At 57.6% G+C, this 24,056-nt stretch carries 22 protein-coding genes; 4 read left to right on the plus strand and 18 right to left on the minus strand.

From position 1 onward, the window contains the following. The first annotated feature begins 54 nt into the window (after positions 1 to 54). Positions 55 to 693 (plus strand): TetR/AcrR family transcriptional regulator, encoded by a 639-nt coding sequence (locus BI327_RS32710; protein WP_076865426.1) that lies wholly within the window; start codon positions 55 to 57, stop codon positions 691 to 693. A gap of 600 nt (positions 694 to 1,293) precedes the next feature. Here BI327_RS32710 and BI327_RS32715 read toward each other — a convergent pair. The 3 genes from BI327_RS32715 to BI327_RS32725 form a co-directional block, all read right to left on the minus strand. Then, complete coding sequence (locus BI327_RS32715; RefSeq protein WP_076865427.1) at positions 1,294 to 1,521, minus strand: hypothetical protein; 228 nt, start codon at positions 1,519 to 1,521, stop codon at positions 1,294 to 1,296. A gap of 651 nt (positions 1,522 to 2,172) precedes the next feature. Next, positions 2,173 to 3,330 carry a CobW family GTP-binding protein gene (locus BI327_RS32720; RefSeq protein ID WP_083742291.1) on the minus strand — a complete coding sequence of 386 codons (1,158 nt, stop codon included), beginning with the start codon at positions 3,328 to 3,330 and terminating at the stop codon, positions 2,173 to 2,175. A gap of 7 nt (positions 3,331 to 3,337) precedes the next feature. Continuing rightward, a complete protein-coding gene (locus tag BI327_RS32725) occupies positions 3,338 to 4,591 on the minus strand; it encodes a M24 family metallopeptidase (protein WP_076865428.1) in 1,254 nt (417 codons plus the stop codon). 715 nt (positions 4,592 to 5,306) lie between these two features. Between BI327_RS32725 and BI327_RS32730 the strand changes: the two genes are divergently transcribed. Next, complete coding sequence (locus tag BI327_RS32730; protein WP_076865429.1) at positions 5,307 to 7,010, plus strand: extracellular solute-binding protein; 1,704 nt, start codon at positions 5,307 to 5,309, stop codon at positions 7,008 to 7,010. 373 nt (positions 7,011 to 7,383) lie between these two features. On the opposite strand, the gene BI327_RS32735 is transcribed toward BI327_RS32730, so the two are convergent. The 3 genes from BI327_RS32735 to BI327_RS32745 form a co-directional block, all read right to left on the minus strand. Continuing rightward, positions 7,384 to 8,544 (minus strand): adenylate/guanylate cyclase domain-containing protein, encoded by a 1,161-nt coding sequence (locus BI327_RS32735; protein WP_076865430.1) that lies wholly within the window; start codon positions 8,542 to 8,544, stop codon positions 7,384 to 7,386. Between the two features lie 192 nt (positions 8,545 to 8,736). After that, complete coding sequence (locus BI327_RS32740; RefSeq protein ID WP_076865431.1) at positions 8,737 to 9,342, minus strand: TetR/AcrR family transcriptional regulator; 606 nt, start codon at positions 9,340 to 9,342, stop codon at positions 8,737 to 8,739. Between the two features lie 273 nt (positions 9,343 to 9,615). After that, on the minus strand, positions 9,616 to 9,855 hold the full coding sequence (locus BI327_RS32745) for a DUF2798 domain-containing protein (RefSeq protein WP_076865432.1): 240 nt from the start codon (positions 9,853 to 9,855) through the stop codon (positions 9,616 to 9,618). Between the two features lie 198 nt (positions 9,856 to 10,053). On the opposite strand from BI327_RS32745, the gene BI327_RS32750 reads away from it, so the two are divergent. Then, positions 10,054 to 10,959: a LysR family transcriptional regulator gene (locus tag BI327_RS32750; protein WP_083742292.1), complete on the plus strand. Its 906-nt coding sequence runs from the start codon at positions 10,054 to 10,056 to the stop codon at positions 10,957 to 10,959. A gap of 105 nt (positions 10,960 to 11,064) precedes the next feature. Here BI327_RS32750 and BI327_RS32755 read toward each other — a convergent pair whose 3' ends face one another. The 6 genes from BI327_RS32755 to BI327_RS32780 form a co-directional block, all read right to left on the minus strand. Beyond that, the gene (locus BI327_RS32755) at positions 11,065 to 11,904 is read right to left on the minus strand and encodes an FAD synthetase family protein (protein ID WP_076865434.1); all 840 of its coding nucleotides are present in this window, start codon (positions 11,902 to 11,904) and stop codon (positions 11,065 to 11,067) included. Positions 11,905 to 11,982: 78 nt separating this feature from the next. Beyond that, a complete protein-coding gene (locus BI327_RS32760; protein ID WP_076865435.1) occupies positions 11,983 to 13,527 on the minus strand; it encodes a 4-hydroxyphenylacetate 3-hydroxylase N-terminal domain-containing protein in 1,545 nt (514 codons plus the stop codon). Positions 13,528 to 13,561: 34 nt separating this feature from the next. Further along, complete coding sequence (locus BI327_RS32765; RefSeq protein WP_076865531.1) at positions 13,562 to 14,101, minus strand: flavin reductase family protein; 540 nt, start codon at positions 14,099 to 14,101, stop codon at positions 13,562 to 13,564. A gap of 846 nt (positions 14,102 to 14,947) precedes the next feature. After that, positions 14,948 to 15,952: a glutathione S-transferase family protein gene (locus tag BI327_RS32770; RefSeq protein ID WP_076865436.1), complete on the minus strand. Its 1,005-nt coding sequence runs from the start codon at positions 15,950 to 15,952 to the stop codon at positions 14,948 to 14,950. A 90-nt stretch (positions 15,953 to 16,042) separates the two neighbouring features. Next, positions 16,043 to 16,915 carry an NmrA family NAD(P)-binding protein gene (locus BI327_RS32775; RefSeq protein WP_076865437.1) on the minus strand — a complete coding sequence of 291 codons (873 nt, stop codon included), beginning with the start codon at positions 16,913 to 16,915 and terminating at the stop codon, positions 16,043 to 16,045. 47 nt (positions 16,916 to 16,962) lie between these two features. Continuing rightward, positions 16,963 to 17,556: a carboxymuconolactone decarboxylase family protein gene (locus BI327_RS32780; protein WP_083742293.1), complete on the minus strand. Its 594-nt coding sequence runs from the start codon at positions 17,554 to 17,556 to the stop codon at positions 16,963 to 16,965. Positions 17,557 to 17,650: 94 nt separating this feature from the next. Here BI327_RS32780 and BI327_RS32785 point away from each other — a divergent pair, with 94 nt between their 5' ends. After that, a complete protein-coding gene (locus BI327_RS32785) occupies positions 17,651 to 18,586 on the plus strand; it encodes a LysR family transcriptional regulator (RefSeq protein WP_076865439.1) in 936 nt (311 codons plus the stop codon). A gap of 499 nt (positions 18,587 to 19,085) precedes the next feature. On the opposite strand, the gene trxA is transcribed toward BI327_RS32785, so the two are convergent. The 6 genes from trxA to BI327_RS32815 all read right to left on the minus strand — a co-directional run bounded on the left by trxA (position 19,086) and on the right by BI327_RS32815 (position 24,044). Next, positions 19,086 to 19,406 carry a thioredoxin gene (gene trxA, locus BI327_RS32790; protein WP_076865440.1) on the minus strand — a complete coding sequence of 107 codons (321 nt, stop codon included), beginning with the start codon at positions 19,404 to 19,406 and terminating at the stop codon, positions 19,086 to 19,088. Between the two features lie 78 nt (positions 19,407 to 19,484). Beyond that, positions 19,485 to 20,366 carry an NAD(P)-dependent oxidoreductase gene (locus BI327_RS32795; RefSeq protein ID WP_076865441.1) on the minus strand — a complete coding sequence of 294 codons (882 nt, stop codon included), beginning with the start codon at positions 20,364 to 20,366 and terminating at the stop codon, positions 19,485 to 19,487. 72 nt (positions 20,367 to 20,438) lie between these two features. Next, positions 20,439 to 20,819, minus strand: a complete 381-nt coding sequence (locus BI327_RS32800) for a DoxX family protein (RefSeq protein WP_076865442.1) — start codon at positions 20,817 to 20,819, stop codon at positions 20,439 to 20,441. A gap of 82 nt (positions 20,820 to 20,901) precedes the next feature. Beyond that, positions 20,902 to 21,198, minus strand: a complete 297-nt coding sequence (locus BI327_RS32805; RefSeq protein ID WP_076865443.1) for a DUF1330 domain-containing protein — start codon at positions 21,196 to 21,198, stop codon at positions 20,902 to 20,904. A 54-nt stretch (positions 21,199 to 21,252) separates the two neighbouring features. Next, on the minus strand, positions 21,253 to 22,677 hold the full coding sequence (lpdA, locus tag BI327_RS32810; RefSeq protein ID WP_076865444.1) for a dihydrolipoyl dehydrogenase: 1,425 nt from the start codon (positions 22,675 to 22,677) through the stop codon (positions 21,253 to 21,255). 2 nt (positions 22,678 to 22,679) lie between these two features. After that, positions 22,680 to 24,044: a dihydrolipoamide acetyltransferase family protein gene (locus BI327_RS32815; protein WP_076865445.1), complete on the minus strand. Its 1,365-nt coding sequence runs from the start codon at positions 24,042 to 24,044 to the stop codon at positions 22,680 to 22,682. Positions 24,045 to 24,056: the final 12 nt, after the last annotated feature.

Here is a 24,056-nt window from a genome sequence, read left to right on the forward strand (position 1 = left end):
AACGCGCGTTACCTCCTTTGACTGGTTTGAATGTTTCAACTCGTGGGGGAACGCATGGCGGTTGCAAAACGACGACCTCCTGAAGATCGACGAGAGCTCATTTTGGATGCCGCAGGAAAGGTTTTCTTTGAACAAGGCTTTTCAGCGACGAGCGTCGACGCGGTCATTGCCCACGTGGGTGGATCCAAGAGGACAATTTATAACGAGTTTGGGAGCAAGGAGGGCTTGTTTGCCGCTCTTGTCGAAAGGTGTGCGGATAGAGCAGTCTCAGTTCTGATCGAGAATGAAGCGCAAGGTCGCGATGTAAGGAAGACGATGACAGACTTCGGCAGTCAACTGCTACAGGTCTACCAGACAGACGATTTGATCGGAATTTTCCGAACTAGCCTGGTCGAAGCGGAGCGGTTTCCACGGCTGGCTCGGACCGTCTACGAAAAGGGACCAGGCCGAGCTGCCTCTCATCTTACACGTATCCTGGAAGATGCGAAGGCTAAGGGCGAGATACAGGTGATCGACTGTGCAGGCGTCGCAAACCATTTCGTGAGCATGATACGTGGAAATCAGTATCTCAAGGTTGTGCTGGGCTTACGCCCCCCACTCAAGGGCAGCGAAGCAAGTGCGTTCGTTAAGTCCGCGGTGGATCTCTGTCTGCATGGAATCGTCACACCAAGTTCCGCGAAGCGAAAGAAGTGACTTCGTTCAGTGCCGCGTCGAGCTGAGGAAGGAATTGGAGTAGCTGCGAGGTTCAGATGACGTTGGCATGGCTCAACTTGCGTACGGCAGAGCCTAGTCCGCACCCGCTGTGCTTCTTGATGATTTGGTATCTACTCTAATGCGGGCCGTGACTATCCAGAGCGGAAGCCATGACCATTTCTGGTAAGGCCATCGAACTCTCACGCGTCAGAGCTGTCGTCGCAACACCCAGCAGTTTGAAATCGAGTTACCCGGCAGCTGGCAGAGGCAGTGATTGCTACTGTCTCTGTCCCTCGACCGGGTGTTGGGCAACCGAGAATTTGATGCGCGCTGGCATTCTTTGGCGGAAGCAGGACGACTTCGCTGTCGGACGTGCCGGCAGCGCTGGCCGATCTACAAGGAACCTCGCCTATCGTTCAACTCAATCAATCCAACCACGGGCTCCTGCTCTGAGCGAGATGCACGTGGGCAGCACCTGACGACGTACCGAAATACAGGTTGGGACGAACGGATGGCGCAATTGCAATTCAACTTGGGGCGGACCAGCTAAACATGCGGAGCCGGGAAGGTTGCGGAACCAAAGCCCACTCCCCGTTCCCATTATTGCGCTCTCTGCCGCGCTAGCGCAGATCCTCGCTCGATTGCCATGAGCCGTTTGCCCACCGCGCGATCGATCTGCCTCGCTTCTCTTGCGGTCACCTTTCCCGTGACGATTTCGGTCGCCATTCTCGATGTAAGTGCCGCGATCTCCTGTAGCGTCATTTGCTCGATCTGTACGATCCGCTCTGCGATGTTAGCATCTGCTTCCGCGGCTTCCTTGTTGCGCATGGCTTGCTTGCCGCATGAGTCGCACTTCGATCCTGAACCCGGTGGTGCCGAAACAAGGGCGCTGGCTCCGAAGGAGCTCTGTGCAAGAAGCTACCGCCTGGCGTCCCTGCATGGTTCGCCAGCCGGTGCCGGTTACGCCCCCTAGCATCCGTTCGCGGACGTGCTCTCAGCGGCTCCCTTTGCTGTTTGACCAGAACGGCGTGGTTCACCGATGTTTGTAGTCACGAGGAGACGAGAGATCCTCACCGTGTACTCTTCCTACTTCACCAAGCGCAGAACGACACCAAGCGATTCGCTTCGATCAGCCCTGCAATCGGCTTGAGCGCGGCGCCGCGGTGTGAATCGAAGGAACGCAAGAGGCCGCTTTATTGGTCGGCAAGATCGAGGAACTCTTCAACATTGATGAGTTGTCCGTATCGGTCCTTGCGCGCATGGATGGTGCGATCGCAGCCGCGTTGCAGCGGCCCCGCCCTGGAGCTCCGCGATCGCCTCGGCAGGAACGCAGCGGTTACGGCCTCAGGTCCGACATCAGATTGGCGTTCCCATTCGGCCTAAGTTTGATCCATCTGACATTCGCCCCCCTCTCCTTTCGTCAACCCGGTCAGCGCGCTTCTCGGCGATGTAGCCCAGTCGGCTTGCGAGCCAAGGTCTTCATCGCCCCGCGCTTAAGCTACCGCGTTCGCGTACCTTGAAGGTGCGGGTGCTGACCCGGTCGAGGAGTCCAATCATGTCGCGCAAGTCGACGCTGGCTATTCCCTGAGTAATGAAGACAATCCGGGTTCGTTGGTCTGCATCCGGCCATTTTTCCAACCAGGTCATCGTGTGCAGCAGGTGCTGGACTCCTTGAATAACGGCCGGGCGCCCCGGCTCGTCGGCGATGCTTACCAACCCTTTGACACGGAGCAGGTTAGGCCCAAGATTGTGGCTGATCCCATCCAGGAGGAACTGCAGTTCGTTACGAGACAAAGGGACCGTTCGAACCAGGACAAAGCTTTCGATATTCTTACCGCGAAGATGATACAACGGTTCGTGATCGTGCTCGTGATGGCTATGACTGTGATCGTCGTGTTCGTCATGCAACGACGGTTCGGCGGTAGCTACCCCGAGCCATGGGCGAGGATCGGCACTCGGATCGGCGTGATCGAAACCCGGAGCAGTAAGAAGTGCCGCTAGTGCCTCCGCGGACCAATCGATTGCGTGGACCTCCGCCGTCCGGTTGAGGCGCGCTATGCTGCTGCGTAGCGACACCTCGGTATCGCTAACGGACGGCCCGACAAGATCGAGCTTTGTAAGCCGGATCTGGTCGGCGAGTGCAATCTGCCGAAGCGCTTCGTCATGCCGTTCCAGCGTGTGACCGTAGTTAACTGCGTCGACTAGGGTAACCACGCTTGAAACACGATAAAGGCCGTCAAGCGTGGGCTCCGATAGGAACGCCTGCAGCACCGGAGCCGGTTCGGCCAGTCCTGACGTTTCGATCACGACGTTCTCGAACGCTGGAATCCGGCCCGCCGCGCGATCGTGATACAGCGCATTCAGTGTCGCCACGAGGTCGCTGCGAACCGTGCAGCAAAGGCACCCGTTTTCCAGTACCACCACCGAGTCGTTGCTGGAGGCGACCAACTGATGGTCGATCCCGACTTCGCCGAACTCGTTTACGACAACGATGGTCCGCTCCATGCCAGGCGCCCGAAGCGCCGCGTTGATCAGTGTCGTCTTGCCGCTGCCCAGAAAGCCGGTGACGAGCGTCACCGGGATACGGGGGCGGCTTGATCGCGCGGTGTCTGAATCGGCTGTCATCTGGGCGGCCACACAGATCTCAGAACACGTGGCAGCCTGGAAGACCGCAGGAGATGAGTTTGTCCGAGGGGAAGTTCGTGATGATTTCACATCCGGTTTTGGTCACAACGATCTCTTCCTCGATGCGGGCAGCGCCCGAGCCGTCTTCCGCACCTTTCCACGTCTCAAGGGCGAACACCATGCCTTCCTGAAGCGGAGTATTCTGGCCGCGGAAGCGCTTAGAGAAGATCGGCCGCTCCCACAGGGATAGGCCGACCCCATGGCCATATTGTAGCAGGAAGGCTTCCGCCTCATCTCGGTAGCCAAAGTCCTGTGCGTCCGGCCAGACAGCGGCCACCTCATCGGGAGTGACACCCGGTCGGATCATGTCAATGGAAGCGCTGAGCCACTTGGAGGCCGTCTCGTACGCATCGATTTGATGCTTGTTCGGTTCGCCGCAAATGAACGTACGATAGTAGCACGTGCGATATCCGTTGTAGGAGTGCATGATGTCGAGGAAGATCATGTCGCCGGGTTGGATCATTCGATCCGAGAACGTGTGGGAATGTGGGCGGCCGCGCGATCCCGATACGGAGTTGACGCATTCGACGCGCTCGGAGCCCATCCTGAACAGCCGGTCATTGGCAATCGCGACGAGCTCGTTCTCCTTGGTCCCTGGGCGGATAGCACGCGCGATGTCGACATAGGTCGCATCGACCATCGCCGCCGCCATCTTTAGCAACTCGATCTCGTCTTGAGTCTTGATCTCGCGTGCGTCGAGCATTGCTTGCTGACCGTCGACGACCTCAATGCCTTCTGCTTCGAGCGCGCGCAGCATGCCAAGCTCCATCACATCGATGCCTAGCGGCTCCTTCTCGAGGCCGTAGTGCACGAGCGCCTTCTTGATCTGCCTGGCGAAGTCGCGCTGCACGTTCATGTGCGGCGGGATCGCGCCCTGCATAGTGGTGATCGGCGCCGCGACATTGTCGGCAATCCAGGGCGAAGAGATCCGCTTGGCCGGCGGCGCCGGATCCCAAAGGAGCGGCGCCCCCTCGACGGGGCACAGTGCATAGCGGATGAACTTGTCGCGCGCCCATTCGCCAATATGGGTGGCCGTGACATAGCGGATATTATCGAAATTGAAGCACAGCACGGCGCCAAGCCCAGCGTAGCGGATCGCCTGCTGGGCACGAGCTAGACGTGCCTTCGAGAGGCGGCTGTAATCGATGCCTTGCTCCCAATCCTTTGCCATCTGGCCCCAGGAAGCGGTCGAGTAGGGACTGTTGTATTTCATCTAGCGCGGCTCCTTCTTGGCCAGCTCAAACATCGTAGTGGGTGCCTTAGGCAGATTCGGTATTCCAGTTCCGCTCCTCAAGAACGCGCATCAGGCGCGGGAAGAAGGCGGCAGAATAGGCTCGGATGAGGGCTGATTGACGCTCTGTCCAACTACGCCGATCGAATACGGGGCAACGAAGCATCGGCCGATGCGCCCGCTACCGCGAATCTCGCCTCGAGAGTCTGATCCGGACATCCCGGCCCATCTCGTCGCTTGGGGTAACCGGACTGGGGAGCATCCCCTCTTTGTCGACATGCCCAACCTCCATCCTTGCCAGCTGAGCTTGCCAAAGATCGGTCGTCTAAATATCATTCAATATTCTCAAAATGAGAAATCATTGCCGTCGGCAATAGCCAAGCGCGAATGATCGCAAGAGAGTGCATGTCGGAAGCGTTTTGTTGCTCATGAACACGGTGGGCTCGCAGATATATTGGCTGGGATTCCAGCGAGCGCAGCGTCTGATAAATGATCCGCACCGACATCGATCGGCGACAGACGATGATTGGTGGGCGAAGATATCAGCCACCGATTATGCCGGCTCGTAGGGACGATCCGAACGCGTGGCTATTGTTGCCTACAAACCAACAAATCCTTCTCACGTACCGATGACATGAAAACAGCGATACGACCCCAGACACTACCGATCGCCATCGAGCAAGGGATTGCCGGGTAGATGACGGACTACGAGCTGCTTCGCATCATCAATTTCCTTGAGCGTATTCGCGCGCCCTTCGACCAGAATATGCGTGGGGGAAGCATAGATCCAGTTTGGAACATGGTTCTGTTCCTCATAAAGAGCCACCTGCGCGGTGATCCCGTGACGATGTCGTCCTTGGCGTCGGCGTCGAATATACCGTTCCCGAGCGCGATGCGCCGGATACATCGGCTTATCGAAGACGGTGAAATTGAGAAGCGCGCAAGAAGCAGGACCGGAAAATCATTCGTCCTGGTACCCAGCAAATCATTGAGAGCCAGTTTCGCGAAGTATGCGATCAGCGTTAAGACGCTGCTCGCGGAGACGTTCGGGCTTGGCGGCGGCGGCACCAATTCTGACGACTACTATTTCGGTGGATCCTATATTGCGGATCAGATCATTCCGCCACTCAAGATCGTAGAGAACCGCAAGGTCTCTGGCCAGGATCTTCGATTCCTCTTGCACAACGACAACTATTTCTCGTCGATGCGCAACATGTGGACGGATTTTCGCAGCAGGCTGATGTCTCGCAGGCACTTCAATTTGCTCGCGCTTGAGGAACTCCACAAAGAGACATTTAGAAACGCATGTCGCGCATCGAGCGAATATGACATCGCAGCCATCAACATGCCGTGGCTTGGAGAAGCGGTGGCCAAGGGCGCTGTTCGTCCGCTGGATGATTTCATCAAATCCAGCGGCATAAATCCTCTCGATTTTCACCCAAACATTTGGGCCACCGGGACTTGGAATTCGGTTCAGTATGGCGTGCCGATCTACTGTACGGTCGAAACGCTTGCCGTACGCAAGGATCTCTTCAGCGAACGTCGGCTGCAAATGCCTTCGAGCTTTCAGAGCGTGCTCGAGGCCGCCCGAGAACTGCACCAGCCCAGACGGGGGCTCAACGGAATAGTCTGGAACGCGGCCAAGGGCATGCCCATTGCACACAGTTTCATGATCTTCATGGGCTGCTGCGGTTCTCCTGTGCTGAATCTACCCACTTTCAGACCCGGCTTCGATTTTAGCAGAATGAGCCAGGAGGAGTATCGTCCCAAAGTGCTCTGTGAAGAGGGTAAGCTCGCGCTCGACTATATGCGGCAGCTCTTAGAGTTCTCGCCGCCAGACATCCTTGAGATGGACTGGGATCATGCGCTCGATCACTTCATGACCGGCGGGGCCGCCATGGTCTATTGCTGGACGATGAGGGCTGCTCGCTTCGAGTACGACATTCGCTCCACAGTGAAGCGCAACGTCGAGTATCTGCCGCATCCTCGCGGACCCGGCGGCGCTACGGTCGGCCCCGTCGGTGGATTTCTCCTCGCAATTCCCACCAACCTTTCGCTAGAGAGGGCAAAGCTTGCGTTCGAAGCTATCTCGTGGATGGCATCGCCGGCGGCCATGAAGGAGCACGTCAAGAACGGAATTCCGGTTGCGCCACGCTTCAGCGTCTCGGCCGACCCCGAAGCGGCAGCAACAACGCCCATCGTTCGTATGGTAGACCGGCTTGCGCGGCAGAACAAACTTCACACCTGGTACAGGCCGCCAATTCCCGAGTACAGGTCGCTTGAGCGTATACTTGGTCAGAACATCTTTGCAGCCCTGAAGGGCGAAATGACCGATCGACAGGCTCTCGAACGCTGCCAGAACGAGATTGACCACATAATGAGAAGCGCTGGTCGTCATTGAGGCCTGCCAGTCACGACTTCGAATGCCGACTAGCAGATCTACCGGAATGGGAGCGCTGATAGCGTGTGCAGAAAACGGCTGTCTCCCGCCAAGGCATGCGACGTCCCGAGACTCGCGGCGCCCAAATCAAGAGCTCGGCCAAAGTCAAATTTGGCGCGACAGGTAGACAGCCAGCGGTTCAAGCATTTGCGCTGCTTCCAGCAGCATGAACGCATACAGTATCGACCTTGGCTGGATCCACGGCCCGTCCCACCAATACGGCAATCTGGTGCAGTTAGCCGCGAAGCTTGAGTGCATCGAGCGGTCCGGCCTCGTTTCGTCGACCGACGCAAGTAGACCGATCCAATAGTCCGGGAAGCTGCGCGACGAAAGGCTAGGCCTGCCCCCGCGGTCGCGCCTGGGCGTAAAGATGGACGGGCTCCTGAAAGCCTGAGACGGCATGCCGACCAAGGGAGACGAGGTCGTCCGCCTTGAGGAGCTCTGCAAAGCGCTGGGAAGCCAAGAGAGACTCGCCCGTAGTTGCGCAGACCGTCTGGATCCGACTGATCAGATTTACGTCTGGGCCGATGACGGTGAATTCGAGCCGCCTGCCGGCCCCAATGCTTCCGTAGCTCATCTCTCCATAATGTAACGCTATGCCGGCGTTTATGGGACCGAGGGAGGCGGGTGAGCGACCAAGATTACCGAGAGCGGCTTGCGCGGCCTGCATTGCGGCTCGACAGGACTCCACCGCGATGTCGTGCTGGAAGAATGCAAGCACTGCGTCGCCCATGAGCTTCACTATTTCGCCGCCACTTTCTGCAATCGCCGACACGACCCGGTCGAAATAGCTGTCGAGAAGCTCCAGAATCTTGCCGCTCGGTAGACGATTCGTAACCTCGGTAAAGCCTCGAAAATCGCAGATCATGAGCGCGGCTTCCAAGGATTCAACCTGCCCCCGGCGCATCTGGCCAGCGAGGGCGCGCTGGGCTGTTGCCCTTCCGGTGTACGTATCAAGAACTGTCAGATCGAACTTGCGCAGGGTTCGCAGCTCGCAGACGCTGCGGAGCGCCGGAACGATCCGCTCGATCGCCTCTCTTTCCTCGCAAGTGAACCCATCGGACTGTTTGGTGCAAAACGCCGCCGCGCTCACTGGACCATCCACATTAACAAGCGGAACGATCATCAGCTCGATAAGCTCTCGATCATTGTCGACGTCCAGATACGTCCAACGTCGGGTGCCAGGTATGTCCGTCCGAATCGACAGGGGCTCCAAGGTCTGCATCACGTGTCGAACCGGGCTCCCCACGAAGTTGGTAGTCAGATCGAGCCCGTTTTCGCGGTCCATGATCTGGACGGGCTCGTTCGGGGACCACAAGACAGTGCGCCCCAGTATCTCGGGGTGCAACGTTCTCAGGTGAAACGCGAGGCGATCGACAGGAAGACCGGCCGAACGCAATCTCCGACCGAGGCCAGCTATTAAGTTAGCATCATCGCTGTCCTGGCATTCGTCACCGGCGAGCCATTCCAGCACCTCTAGGATCACGGCCCTCATCTAAGCAAGTTCCTCATTTCGGACTGGGTTCTCGCGTCAACATTGTGTGTTTCGAACGTTGCGGACGGAGTGTCACTGCGCTGCCTGCCTGGTGTCCTGCAGCGGCACTTGTCGTGATCGCCGACAGACTGCTCCGCCTCCGCGTCCGTCACGCAGCAAGAGACGACGGACCACATAAACTGCCCGCGAACTTCATTGGTCCGATGTCCTCCCAACTTCAAAGCCATTGAGAAAGATGTGAACCGCCGACTCCACAGCCGACGCGATCTCAGACTCCGTCGGGTTCGCGTGGAGCGCAAGAACGGCGTTCAGATGAAGGTTGCCGCGGAGCATACCAACGAAGACATCCGCTGCGGTCATGCAGTCTACCAAGTTTGTTTGTCCCGCATGTCGAGCATTGTGTAACACTTCAGCCAGGCGGGTAACGGCGCGACCCGGCCCCTTGTCGTAAAAGGCCTGTGCTAGAGCCGGGAAACGTTGCCCTTCGGCGACAATAATACGATAAACGCCGACCAAGCTTGGCGACAGATAGATGCGCGCTAGCCGATGCCCGAGCCGCCTTAGGGTTGCCTCCAAATTTCCGTCAAACTTCTCATGATCAAGGCTGAGCAGCGCGGCATCGGCAATCTCGGAAACCAAGGCAGCGAACAGCCCCTGCTTGCTTCCGAATTCATTGTAGATGTTTCTTTTGGAACCGCCTATCCGCCCAATAATGACGTCAATACTTGTAGCGGCGTATCCGCGTTCGAAGAACGCGAAAGCCGCCGCCTCCAAGATCTCAGCACGCCGGTTTGACATCGCACAATCTATTCATGCGGTAACGTACGGTACCTTATCCATCAGGACGATTGAAGTCAAGGCGCGTTTACAAAAATGGCCCGGAAGCCCCTACCAGGGTGATGCCGGGAAGAGTTGCGGTTTCGAGCCCGGCAGCTCGGCTCATAAGCCAAGCCTATTCTCGCTCGATCACGTGCTCAGCACGCCCGCGGACTTCCGACTGGCTGTGCTCCTACTGGTTCGTAGGCCAAGTCGGAGTTGAGTATCGTCCCGAGAAATGTTGTCCGTTGTTGCCTAGTTTGCGGGGTCATCTCTGGTAAGTGCGAGAGACAACGATCTTATTGCGGGGGCGGCAAGAAGGACAACTGGTGCCAGCGCCCCCCACGAAATCAACCATGACGCCAGCCAATTCCATAGGAACTGGCCAGTTGTCACGGATGGCAAACTCGCAATACCGGCGGCAACAAAGGACGTTATTCCTGATTGGATGATACCAAAGATGAAATGACTATAGCGCCGCGGGATAGCGAACATCAGGCACTCGATCCTTTCCTTACATGGTGTACGCGAGCACACTGCCATTTTGGATATGTAGCGCGGATCTCGTTTGGATCTGATGCAATTTTCTATCGATTTGGGAATCACGCTTGTAAGCAGGCCTCAGACTTTGTGTAATATCCCTCAAACAGCAGCTACGGGAGCCGGACCATCGCACGCCATCTCCGGAATGAATTGGATCTGTTTCAACTTAAGGTAATCGACACGCTCTTACGTGAACAGAGTCTAACGCGCGCAGCCGAAGCATTGGACATCACGCAACCGGCGCTGAGCAAGACCCTGGCGCGGTTGCGAGATCACTTCAATGACCAACTTTTTGTTCGCGTCGCGTTTCAGATGAAGCCAACGACCAAGGCACTCGCTTTGGCACCGCAGATCGCCAGCATCCTCAAAGAACTATCGCTGCTACAGTGTGAACAGTTGCCATTCTTGCCTGAGACCTCGGCCCGGCATTTCAAATTCGCGGCGCCCGATGCTGCCATCGTCTTGACGCTACCGTCAGTATTGATGGACATGCGTAAGCAAGCTCCAAATCTGCGATTGCATGTAGTGCAACTCGATGTGGAGCATCTCCACTACCGGCTAGAGTCCGGAGAGGTCGATCTTGCCGCCGGTGATTACCCGCTTCTCGTCCAGGGCATCAAGCGACAGCGGCTGATTAGAACAAATTATTTGAGCCTCGTGCGGCTAGGACACCCTCGAATCGAGGAATTCAAATCCTTGGAAGGGTTTGCTTCTGAAAGCCACATTTTGGTAGCAGCGGAAGGAGCCGGCCACTACAACAAGATTGCGCAAGAAGCGCTGGAGTTAGTGATACCCAAGGAGAACATCTCGGCTCGTGTGCCGGGGTTCGCAGCGGCTGTGCTGCTGGCAAAATATACGGACGCGATCGTAACCCTTCCGAGGCTTATTGCAGCTGCTCTAGCTCGCGAGCTCGAACTTCAGTCCTTTGAAACTCCGATGAAGTTGCCGGAAATCGAGATCTATCAGTATTGGCACGAGCGCTATGATCGCGACCCAGGGCACATTTGGCTCCGGTCATTATTCCACGGCCATTGCACTCGAATTGCGAACATCTAACGAAACGAGGCCAGGCGATTGCTGTCTCATGTTAGACACCGCGTGGCGCGACGCCGCACAAATCTCATGCAAGACGTCATCTGCTTTCAAGGAACTGGATACTGTTTAAGTTGTAGCGGCGACCCTCTGTGCGAACCTCATGGTCAAAGCATCGCCCGTTTTGACCCGAATATCGCTGCCGAGCGTGACATGGACCGTACGACGCCCAATAGATGTCGCGTTGCTGATCCTGAGCATTGCCTTCTTCCACCTATCCGTCTCGGAGATGCGTACCGCCCCCAAGTAATCTTCTTCAGGAGGGGCACACAAATTGTCGTCGAGGACGACTTGGATCTGGCTTGGCACAGCCCCCCTATTTCCTAATACAACGCCGGTCATTTCATGGACGCGATCAAGAAGGCGCGCCGCTTTGACGAGGTCGCCACGCTGAATCAACCGTCGCGCTTCCGAAGAGGAACAGTTCGGGAGGCCGCGTGGAGCGTGAATCGGCTGGGCTTCTACGGAAAAGTCGCGGCTCTTGCCAAGTTCCTTTAGGGACACTATGTCGCCCTTGCGCCCGCGGCCACAGGCAAAGTTTTCGCCTACAACAAGAATCTTCATTCCGAACCGTCGAATAAGATCGTGAGTCACGAACTCTTCAAAGGTCTCGTGTCGCCTTCGTTCATCGAATGGCAAGACGCAACAGTAATCAACGGCGCCTGATCCAGCCAGAAGGCGAAGGCGCGTTGAAACCGTGCAGATGAGCGGCGGTGCCGATGCGGGGTGGATGACAGCTCGCGGAATCGGATCAAAGGTGACGAGCACGGTCTTCAGGCCGGCGTTATCACCGAGACGTCGCAATGTGCGGAGTAGCTTCCTGTGGCCCCGATGAACGCCGTCGAAGGATCCGACGGCGACGACAGAACTAGCAAGCACGGCCACTTGTGCTCTATCAACAATTTGCATGCGATCGTCTCCTGCCGCAATCAGAGCCGGCACCGCACTGGATGTGACGGTGCCGGCTCCGTGGACTAGGAATGAAACCTAGCGCGCGCCGATGGCGGCCAGCGCCGGCTTTGGCTTTTGTTGGCCGCCGTCTTGCGCCCGGGCGTAGTCGGCGGATTGAGCGTACTGGTCCTTGCCATCGAACTCGAGCCCGCACACCTTTCTCGCAAAGGCGGCGTACGAACCCGTTGCTCCCATTTCGGCACGTTGTGTAGTCAAGCTCAAGAGCGCGAACACTGGTGTGCCGTTGAAGTTCTCAAACATGAATATACGCTGGCCCCAATCGGTCAGGAACAGATCGCGGATCACGCGCGAGATGTGGGCGCGATCCTTTGGAGCGCCTTTGGGACCCTTGTTCATCTTCTCGAACCAAGGACCGAACTTCGGGTCGTTCCATTGCGCTTCAGAAGCGGACATCAGCGGGCCGCGACCTGCCAGGTCGAGCAGTTCGTACGCCATGGCTGAAATGTTCTGGAGAAAATGGGCACGGCCCATCTGGTAAAGAAGCGTGTTGGGCTTATAGCTGCCGCCGGGCGTGACAAAGCCTTCCTGCTCGCAAGCGAGCAAGTGTGCCATCATCGTCTGATGAAATTGGACAAGCTTGGCAACGCGAGCCGCGACGGCTGGAATGCCACTTGTTCCGACGTGTTCGGTGATCAGAATGGCAAGCCCCGCCATCAGCTCGGCACGCAGAGTTTGGCGGATCAAAACCTGGTAGTGGATCCAGTCGAAGATTCGTTGCGGATAGAGCTTCGCGTGTTCGGGGTTGCCGAGGTGAAAGACCTGTTTCCAGGGAATAAAGACGTTGTCGAACACGGTCGATGCCTCGAGCTCGTCGCCCATAGAGGCCAGCGGATGTTCAACCGGGTCGTTCTTTACCGTGCTCTCGCGGCAAAGGACTGTCACGCCTTTCGTGTTGACCGGGATTTGAGCATAAATGACCTGCTCGCCGGGAAGGCCGGGGCGATAGAAGCAACCGATATGGATATAGTCGGCGGTGTGCAGCGCCGTAGACACTGCCTTGACACCCTCGACGATGATGCCGTCGTCATTCTTCGAGACGACCCGGAGGTTTGGGGAATGAGCCAGAGCGTCCGGATTCGATCGATCTGCTTGCGGATCGATGAACGCGAAAGCGCAGTTCAAGTCCTTGTCTTCCGCGAGCTTTAGGAAGTCGCGGATGTTCTGTGCAATGTTTCTGCCTTCCGCGCCGATCGACTGCTTCTCCCACGGTTCCGGATCATCCAGGTAGGTGTGGAGCGGCCAGGTGTTAGCATCCGGCAACCGTCCATAGGAGGCTGCTCCCAGTTCGCGCAAGATCGTTTCGCAATAGCGCCGCTTCGCGAGGAGCTCTTCCTTATTGCGCTGAGGCTGCCACTGCCGCGATCGCCTCACGCCATCTTCGCCGACGAAGGTCATGACATCCTGCAGCTCCGGCCGGTGATGCAGGTCATAGAACTCCGCAACGCGCTTAGCGTAATCGCGCGTTAGTGGATGCGTGGCAACGTTGTCGATCTTTTCGTTTCCTACCCATACAACGCGTCCGTCGTTGAGGGCCTCCAAATACTGTTTTCCTGTTCTCATTCTTTCAATCCTTGGTTGGGTGGAGGTTTCAGGTTTAGTCCGCCAGCGACTTTGTCGTCGCGTACGTTCTTCGGTGATAGATGAGGGGCTCGAGCTTCTCCGAACGCGTCTCGGCAACGACTTCAGCGAAGATGACCAGGTGAGATCCAACATCGAGGGTATTGACGATGGTACAGTCGAAGGACACCAACGCGTCTGTGCGACACGGGGACCCCGTCACCAGGGCCTGCCAGCCGTCTGGCTCGAAACGCTCTTCCATCGATACAGACCCGACGCCGGCAAATATCTGAGATACTGGCGCCTGATCCGAGGCGAGCCAGTTTACGGAGAGCACACCATTATTCTTGATAATGCCTGCGGCGTAACTCTTCCTGTTTACGCACAGAAGTATTGTTGACGGCTGATCGCAAACCGAACAGACCGCGGAACATGTAAGTCCCGCAAGCCCATGCGGGCCGTTTGTCGCCACCACGGTAACCGCAGTGGCGGTTCTCGAGAGCGCATCCCGAAAATCAAGCGATGCGATAGTCTCCGGGCATTCGGTTTGCCGGCCGATCTTCTCGACAGTGTTCATGCGCGCCTCCCGCACCGCGACGAGAACAAACATCACCGCGCTGGTTGATCCGCGCGTCGTCTCTTCAATAAGAATGATCTGAGAACGCCCGTCCCGACTATGGTCGGAAAGCCATAGATATTATGTGTCGGTGGCGAGGAGCGGAACGTCGTTCAACCATTCCACGCCGCTTGCTTGAGGCCGGCTCTAGTGTGTCGCGATCGATGAGCGAGTGCTGCGAACGCTGTATCGTAACTCGTCCCAGACCTATGCTTGGCTAACGTCCAGCTAGGTCAGGCCGCGACGGCGCATCTCCTCGGGATAGTTAATGAGGCGGGCTGATGCATTTCCCGGCCGCTTGGCGGCGCGAGCGATAATCCGCGCGCAACTTGCCGCTGGCAACGACTATCGGAACTGCCGCCATGAGAACCACCTAAGGCAGCCGGCGAATGGCCTACAGATCCTGGCGAACCCTAGCCGTTTCGAGTTCTTTGCCGCTCTTCTCGTCTTCTCGGCAAGGAAGCGAGCTGGCTTTCGTACTTCTGCTTCTGCGGCGGCACCGGCAGCAACGGTGGCCAACCACCAATCGGGCATTCTAAGCTTGTAGCCAAACCGTGCAGAAGCTGATCGCTTCAGTCGCCACCGGACCGCGATCTCTGATCTGGTGCACAGGAGACTGATCTGAGGTCTACCGGACGCGATGCAAACAGCCGAGCACATCGGCTCAAGCGTCCGGACGAGGTGTTAGCGACAACGGCGAAGCTGAATGTCTCCGAAAGAGCTCGTCTCTGAAATCACTCGACGTGATCGCATACCGCTAACCCTCGCCATCGCTGCGAACTCGAGCGCGTCTCGGTTCCTGGCGGCTCACAAGCCCTCCGCTGGGCTCCGCTTGAATCGGTTCCGATCATGCGAGTGATGGTAGCCGACAGCTGGGCCGAGCGGCCAGATTCCCGTTGGATTTACCCGCCGCTGACTTCCATAGTAGTGCTTCTTTATGTGATCGAAGTTTACGGTCGCGTCTACCCCAGGCAGCTGATACAGGTCGCGCATGTAGTTAGACAGGTTCGGGTAATCGGCGATACGCCGCAGATTACATTTGAAGTGGCTGTAATAAACAACGTCGAAACGGACGAGTGTGGGGAACAGCCGCCAGTCGGCTTCGGTCATGCGGTCGCCGAGCAGAAAGCGATTTAGCGAAAGGCGCTGCTCGAGTTCGTCGAGGGCGCCGAACAACCCCCGGCACGCTTCCTCATAAGCCTCCTGCGCTGTCGCAAATCCGGCTCGATAGACGCCGTTGTTGATGTATTGATAGACGAGCTCATTGACCGCTTCGAGTGCCTCTCGCAGGTCGGCCGGACAGTAGTCAGTTTGTTCGTTCGTCAAATTGGCGAAAGACGAATTGAACATTCGAATGATTTCCGACGACTCGTTGCTCACGATCCTTTTGCGTTTCTTGTCCCACAAGACCGGCACAGTGACACGCCCGGTGTGCTTGGGCTCACTCAATACGTAGATTTCAGACAGCCTTCTCGCGTTGTTGACCGGATCTCCGCTTGAGCCCTCTTCAGTGTCGAACGTCCAGCCCGTTTCGCCCATGTGCCAGGAAACGGTCGACATCGAGATCAGTTGCTCAAGCCGCTTGAGATGCCGGAATATGATGGTCCGATGAGCCCAAGGACAAGCCAGCGACACATACAGATGGTACCGATCGGGTTCAGCGACGAAGCCGCCCTCGCCGGACGGCCCTGGGGAGCCATCGAACGTAATCCAATTCCGGAACTTCGTCGTCGGCCTCCTGAACCGGCCGGTCGGCGTCTGCGCTCGGTCGGGACTATCGTCGGTCCAAATGCCATCGACAAGAAGTCCCATCGGTCGTCTCCACAATTTGCCGTCCTTAAGATTGCGGGTCGCTGCCGGAGCAGCGACCCGCGAACACTGCAGCCCCGTGTGACCGGCGGCTTAACTGAACATCGCCTTGTAGTCCTGGACAAACTGCTTCGTGGTCCGCGGCGCACGACCCACAATATCTTTGATCGGCTGTGTATTCTCCTCGGACAACCCACCCGATGCGCCGAGCTTGGCGATCGCGAGCATATGGCCGACAAGCCAATCCGGCATGTTCTTCGCCCGCATATTGGTCTCAGCCGCCTCGAGTGAGGCTGGAATGTAGATGATCTGCTTACCGAGCACTTCAGCGAAGACCTGCGCGAATTCGCCGTAGGTCGATTGCGCACCGGTGAACTCGTAGGTCTTGCCGACATGCTTGTCCGGCTTCTGTAGAATTCGTGCGGCCACCGCACCAGTGTCACGCACGTCGATGAAAGGCAACTTCAGATCCTTTGCAAACGGCATCACCATCTTGCCATCGGCCTTGATCATGCCAGCAGCCGCGAAGGTGTTCTGCATGAACAGGCCTGGCCGAAGCAGGCACCAGCTAATGCCGCTCTTCTCCAGGGCTTCCTCGACCGTGTGGTGACCACGACCGACGATCGATTCAACATTCGGGCCCACCACCGCGCGGCCACCGGAGACCTTCAGAACGAACTTCACGTCAGCCGATTTCGCCGCTTCGATGATGTTGATCTGCTGCACATCCGACTTCGGATTGTGACCTGTTACGATCATCACGCGATCGACGTTGCTAAATGCTGCCTGCAACGAAGCTCGGTCATCGAGATCGGCCACAGCGATGTCGACATCCGATCCGAGACCCTGGCGGGCCTTATCCGCATTTCGCACGACGCAGAGAGGCTTCTCTCCGATCGATTGGAGTTCCTTGACCGTAGCGCTCCCAGTATTTCCGGTTGCACCAACTACCGCAATCTTAGCCATTGTATGATTCCTTGTGCTTGTCTGTAACTTTGACCCGACGGATCGGGTTATTCCGCGGCCTGGACCGCGGCGCGCATTTTCTGCAACCGCGGCTGAATAGTGCACGCCTCGTCCCAGCTCCTCATGCGCAACGACCTGGCGAATTTTCCGACGCCGTCCGTTTCTGCACAGAGCAGCGCCAACTCGATGATTTCCTCTTCGGAGAAATGCTTCTTCAAGTCGTCATAGACTTCATCGCTATCGATAGCGTCGTCACTCGACTTGAACAGCGTTGCGAACCTGAGCGCCGCACGTTCACGCTCGTCGAACAACGGACTGGTTTCGAAGTCGATGGTTGCCATCAGCTTCTCTTCGGTCAGGCCGCTCTCGTAAGCAATGCGGGCCTTGACGCTCGAGCAGTAACTGCAGCCGTGTTTCAAGGAAATGAGAACGCGGCACATTTCCTTGAGCGCAACGGGGACGATGCCACCGTTGAGCAATTCATTCCATTGCCGCAGCCAATTTCGTCCCGCCTCGGATCGCGCGTAGATTTGTGCGCAAAGTGGATCCGGGGCACCGTTGTGCTGAGCGCTTTGAATAAGCAATCGCTGGGTGCCAGTCGCCTCCTCCATTGTGAGAGGGCGAAGTCGCGGTTCAGACATGATCGTCTCCTCGGTTAGATTTATTCACCTCCTATACATTTGGTCAGATCAATCACTTAGTGCATGGCAGGCATGGTTATGATACGTCGTACAAATGGAAGACAGGCTCTTTTCTCTGCCGCTATCGGCAATCCGCGCGTTCCTGATGGCCGCGGAATTCAAGAACTTAACCCGCGCTGCCGAGGCCCTGGACCTTTCGCAGCCCAGCCTCAGCAGAATTCTGGGCACGCTTGAGAAGGATCTGGGCGCACAGCTTTTCACCCGCAGTCGGCGCGGGGTCGCGCTGACGGACGCAGGTGCATATTTCAACGCCGCAGCGGCCAGCCTCATCAGGCAGGTTGACGTCCTCGTGGCGGACATGAGAAGCCGAGAATTGTCCCCTGGCGGCCGCGTCGTGATCGGGGTGCCGGTGGTGATGACGGAATTCGTCACCCAGCCGCTGGTGAACTGGTTTTCCAGGAAATTTCCGAGAGCACGGCTTTCAGTACATGAGGGAATTTCGGACGAGTTGGAATTCGAGTTTTCGCTCGGCCGGCTCGACCTCGCCTTGCTAATCAGCACGGAAACCAAGGCGCGAAATCTCGAAACGGTCCCGCTCGCCAGCGAGCAGGTGTTTCTTCACGGCCCGCGGAAAGCCAAATTTTCCGGCACTCCGGTATCATGGAAATCGCTTGCGGAGCGGCCTCTAATCCTGCCCCGTCCCTCCAATTTCCTTCGCCGAAAGATCGAGGAAGCCAGCAAACGCCACCACGTTCCGCTACAGATCATTACCGAGGTCAACACGCCTTCGACAATTCTGTCTCTGGTAGAAGCCGGAGCGGGCTACTCCTTGTTGCCAGGTTGCGCCTCGTACACGCAACGAGCTCGCGGCACGCTGTCGGCCGCACCGATCCGTGGCTTTAAGATCGTATGGAGCTTGGTACGCAACCAAACGGCCTCGCAGCCGACGCTTGTGGCCGCCGCCGAAACCAAGCTCCGAGAGCTTGTGCGTTCGCAGGGCCGGCGCGGCTTGTGGACCCCGATCGAGTAGGAGCTCGATCGCTGCGCCACGACCATTGTCGTGATGTGTGCTTCCAACCTGGCCTCATGAAGAATGAGTCCGTGTCACATAAAACTGCGAACTAGAGCATGATCGCTACACGTTGACGCGTATCCGGCGTAGGCAAAATTTGGCTCATTTCTGCGACGTAAAGCAGCTCGGCAGGCGCCAGCGCAATCCGTTACCTCGACAGCTCGCTCATCAACTCCTCCAACTGTAATTTTGCGCTTGGTAAAGGCCTGCTCGATCGGAGCGGTAAGGCGGCAGGGGACGGACAGCTTAGCACCGGCAACGCGGATTGCGCGCCGGGCGATCCTTCCATTGTCGCTATCGAGATTCTCGACGATCACAATGTCGCCAGGCTTGAGCGCTGGCACTAATAGACTAGCCATCTCCGCATAATCAGGATCTCGCTGCGCTCTATCGGCTTTACAAAACGGCCGGCGCGTCACCGGCCGTTGCAGAACTCTAGAGCGTTCACGAGGCGCGATCAGACCGCGGAAGTGATCCACTGCTGAAGCTTCGCCTTCGGCGCGGCGCCGACCTGGCGGGACGCCATCTCGCCGCCCTTGAAGATCAGCAGGGTCGGGATCGACATCACGCCGTACTTCGACGCGGTCTCCGGGCTCTCGTCGACGTTGAGCTTCACGATCTTGACCTTGTCGCCCATCGCGCCGGCGATCTCGTCGAGCGCGGGTGCGATCATGCGGCAGGGCCCGCACCATTCGGCCCAAAAATCGACGACCACGGGGCCGTTCGCCTTGAGCACTTCGGCTTCGAAATCGGCGTCGGAAACTTTGCTAACGACCATTGGAATACCTCACTCGGTAGAGAGAAAGCCTGCAAATAGTGGATCTCATTCGCGGCCCCCGAAGCCCTCGGCAATCTGCTATTCAAGCCCACTCGCGCGGGCCTGCTCGCGGGCCATGACTGCCCAATCTTTGTCCCCGTCACCTTTACCAATCGCCGCGACCAGCCTGTCACGCCAGATGTTGCCGCTTGGCAATGGCACGCCCGCCAATTCAGCGGCAATGAGCGCCAAGTTGGAATCCTTGAGACCCAGAGGAGCGATGTGGCCTACCGATGAATAGCTCTCGTCTCTGATGATTTTTCCATACACGTTGTACGCGACGCAATTGAAGATGCTATCTGTCATCACTTCGTAGAAAACAGCCGGATTGACGCCATATTTTCGGACCAACGAGAAGCCCTCGCCCATGCTTTCAATGGCGCATCCAAGCACGAAGTTGTTTGCAATCTTCGCGGCCGCGGCAGACTCCGGATCCGGGCCAGCCTGGAACGTTCGCCGGGCGATGGCATCGAACAGGGGCTGACAGGTTTGTAGAGCTGCGGTGTCTCCGGAGGCGACAATCGTTGCTCCACCCGAGGCTACAAGATCCGGACGGCCCAAAACCGGTGCCGACACCAGGACTTGGCCCCGTTTTGAATAAGCCGCCTTGATCTTCCGCAGCACCGGAATGCCATGCGTACCCGCGCAAATGTGAATGCGTTTCGCAGGGAGCGTGTCCAGAAGCCCGTCCTTTTGGAATACGACATCATGGAGCGCGTCATCATCCGACAGCATGGTGAAAATCACCTCGCTGCTGCGTGCGGCGTCCCCGATCGAGGTAACCGCCGTTGCACCCGCCTCGACTAGTGGGACGCTTTTTTCCATGGTCCGGTTGAAGACCGCAACATCGTGCTTGGCTGCAAGCAGGCGGGCAACCATGGTTTGCCCCATTCTTCCGATACCGATGAAAGCCGCTTTCATGATGTCGATCCGTAGTAGGTCAGGGTTGGCGATCACATAACATATGGAGGTAGCCGTCAGCCTTAGATAACCTCAGCGCACCGTCGAGGTCATAAAAGCCAACGAAATGCAGCAGAGTATCCAAAAGACGCAAAACTCGACACCGCCGATGACCCAGAGCCATTTGTGATTCAACTTGTACATTGCGATGGTCGCGACAAATAGATGCAACGCTGCCATCAGGGCCACGTAACTCGTGTACACATCGAGCACCAAACCCAGCGTCAACGCGGCTTCGACAGTGCCTGCGACATACATCCAAAACGCAGGTGGCTCGAACTTTGCCGCGGTAAAGAAGTCGATCGACGCGGGTGAAGTAAATTTCCCGATGAAATGGGGAATAAAAAAGAGCCCACAGGTCAGCCTCAGCAGGACCAAACCGTTGGAAATGTCGAAACTGCTAGCTAACGACATGGGTGTCCCCAGTTGTGGAGGTATCAACGAAACTTCTGCGGCTTTGCGTAAGTCAAGCTGCCGATCATGGGGCGTGGATTACCTATTCCACGCCTTCAACAATCCGAAAATCTCGGTCTGCAGACTTTCCCAACACCTTCAATGCTGCCTGATAATCCGGGCTTTCGTGCGCGGCGACTGCCGTCTCGATGCTCTCAAACTCGACGACGACTATTCTCTCCTTGATGCCTGACTCATGAGCGACCGCGGCGACGTCCTTGACCAGGTACTTTGCTCCATACTTCAGAAGCGCAGGACCGGCGAGTTTGGCATAGCTTGCGACCCCATTCGGGTCGTTGATAGCGAGATATGACGAAATCCAGTAACCCTTCTTGGCCATTCTAGTTTCTCCCTTTTGCAACGACGATTGTCCCATTCCATTCATTGGCGGGCGTCAAAAATTGAGCACTCTTCCATACGCGTCCAGCACCGACTCCTTTAAGGCTTCTGATAGCGTCGGGTGTGGGAAGATCGTATGCATCAACTCTTCTTCGGTGGTCTCGAGCTTCATTGCTACCGCGAAGCCGTGAATCAGCTCGGTAACCTCCGGGCCAACCAGATGTGCACCGAGAAGTTGGCCGGTTGCCTTGTCGAAAATGGTCTTGACCATCCCCTGGTCATCGCCCAGGGCTACGGCCTTGCCGTTGCCGGCAAAGGGAAAACGACCTACGCGAATGTCATGCCCTCGCTCTTTCGCAGCCTGTTCGGTAAGGCCGATAGATGCAATCTGCGGGAAGCAGTAGGTACATCCGGGGATCATGCGCTTATCTATCGGATGGGGGTGCTGCCCTTTGATCGCCTCCACGCAGACGACGCCTTCATGCTCAGCTTTGTGCGCGAGCATGGGCGGGCCAGCGACATCGCCGATGGCGTAGATACCGCGGACGTTAGTCTTTCCGAAGCCGTCGGTCACGATGGCGCCGCGTTCTATTTTCGCGCCAAGTCTTTCAAGACCCAAGCCCTCCACATTGCCGGTCACGCCGACAGCTGAAAGGACGCGATCCACCGTGACGACCTGGACGCCGCCGCCTTTGCCATCCTCAATGGTGGCCGTAACGCTGTTGTCCTTTCTGTCCAGCTTCGTCACCTTCGCACCCGAGATGATCTTGATGCCCTGCTTCTCAAATTGCTTGCGGGCGACGGCAGCAATTTCGGCATCTTCGACTGGCAGTATCTGCGGCAAGACCTCCACTACCGTCACCGCGACACCCATCGTCCGGTAGAACGAAGCAAACTCCATCCCGATCGCGCCGGAGCCCACGACCAACAGTGACTTCGGCAAGGTGTCCGGGTTCATGGCCTCAACGTAGGTCCAGACCAGCTTCTTGTCGGGCTCGAGCCCGGGAAGAATCCGGGGCCGCGCGCCGGTCGCAAGGATGATGTGCTTGGCCTGATAAGAACCCGGCCCAAGCGCATCTTTCGGAGCCGGCGTCTTGGACTGTTTCACGATGATCTCGCCGGCCGTCTCGAGCACCGCGTCGCCCCAGATGACCGATACCTTGTTCTTCTTCAACAGGAAGTCCACACCGCCGTTCATGCGGTTCGCGACGGCGCGCGAGCGCTTGATGACCGCGCCGAACTCGAACGACGCGTTGTCGGCCGACAGGCCGAAGTCCTTGGCGTGCGTCAAATAGTGATAGATCTCGGCCGACCGCAGAAGTGCCTTGGTAGGGATGCATCCCCAATTCGAACAGATGCCGCCGAGAAATTCTCGTTCAATGATCGCAGTCTTAAGACCGAGCTGCGCGGCGCGGATCGCCGTGACATAGCCGCCCGGCCCCGATCCGATGATGACGACGTCAAACACCATGCCGGACATCGCTAGACTACCATTGCGATTGGATCTTCAAGAACCGCCCGAAGCGTTTCGAGAAGTCTAGCGCCGAGCGCGCCGTCGATGACGCGGTGATCGCACGACAGCGTTACCGACATCATGCTCGCAAAGACCGGGCGACCATGAGGTCCCTCTGTCGGCCTCCTTTCAACCGCGCCGACAGCGAGAATGCTCGAGTGCGGCGGATTGATGATCGCCGTGAACTGCCTGGTGCCGTACATACCGAGATTGGAAATCGCGCTGACACCGCCCGTATACTGCGCGGGCAACAGCTTCTTAGCTCGCGCGCGCGCCGCCAGTTCCTTCATCTCGAACGAAATATGCGAAGGGGATTTGCGATCAACATCACGGATCACCGGCGTGAACAGACCGTCATCAACCGAAACAGCGACGCCGATATCTGAACGCTTAAAGCGCAGTATGCGGTCTCCCGCCCATACAGCGTTGGCGGCCGGCACGCGTTGAAGTGCGGCTCCAAGTCCCTTGATGATGAGGTCGTTGACGGAGAGTTTGTAGGCCGGTTCGCCAGTGCGTAGCGCGGCATCATTGGCCTGCTTTCGCAGCTCCAAAAGCGCGTCGACCCTGATGTCGGCCGAGAGATAGAAATGAGGAATGGTCTGCTTGGCGTCGACCAGGCGGCGGGCAATCGTCGAGCGCATTCCGCTAAGCGGCACTTCCTCGAATTCGACATCCTGATAGAGAGCTACGATATTGCTCTTGCTCTCCGCTGGCACCAATTGCCCGCGGTGCACTGCGGCGCTCGAGGCTGCCGCCATCACGTCGGCCGCGACGATTCTACCGCGCCCGCCGGAGCCGGTCAGTGCGCCCAGATCAACCCCCTTTTCGTCGGCAAGTCGCCGCGCCAGCGGCGTGATAAGCGTACCGCCAGACAACCGTGCCGGGCCATAGTTGCGTGCGGGTGTTCGCACCTCGAAAAACGGATCGAGCGCTCCTTGCGTCGGGCTGGGTGCCACGAGACTGCCCCTGGACGGGGCCTGCGGTCCCTCGGTTGGCATCGCACCGTATCCCGACAGCGCGGCCTCAAGGTTCGGGTCTTTGTTGGCGGTCTTGGCGCCGCTTGGCGAAGCAGCCGAGCCTGCGGTCGCGGTGCCGCTCACGCCGTTGGCCGAAATCATGGCAACGACCGCGCCAACTGGCGCGACGGCACCCACCTGAAGGTGGATATCGGTGAGCGTGCCGTCTTCGACAGCCGGCACCTCCATCGACGTCTTATCAGTCTCGATTTCGAACAGGAGGTCGCCTGCCTGGACGACATCGCCAACCGACTTGAACCATTTTGTGATCTTGCCCTCGGCGACGGTTTCACCGAGCTGCGGCATCAGGACGTTCATTCAAGGCTCTCG

Source organism: Bradyrhizobium mercantei (assembly GCF_001982635.1).
Taxonomy (GTDB): domain Bacteria; phylum Pseudomonadota; class Alphaproteobacteria; order Rhizobiales; family Xanthobacteraceae; genus Bradyrhizobium; species Bradyrhizobium mercantei.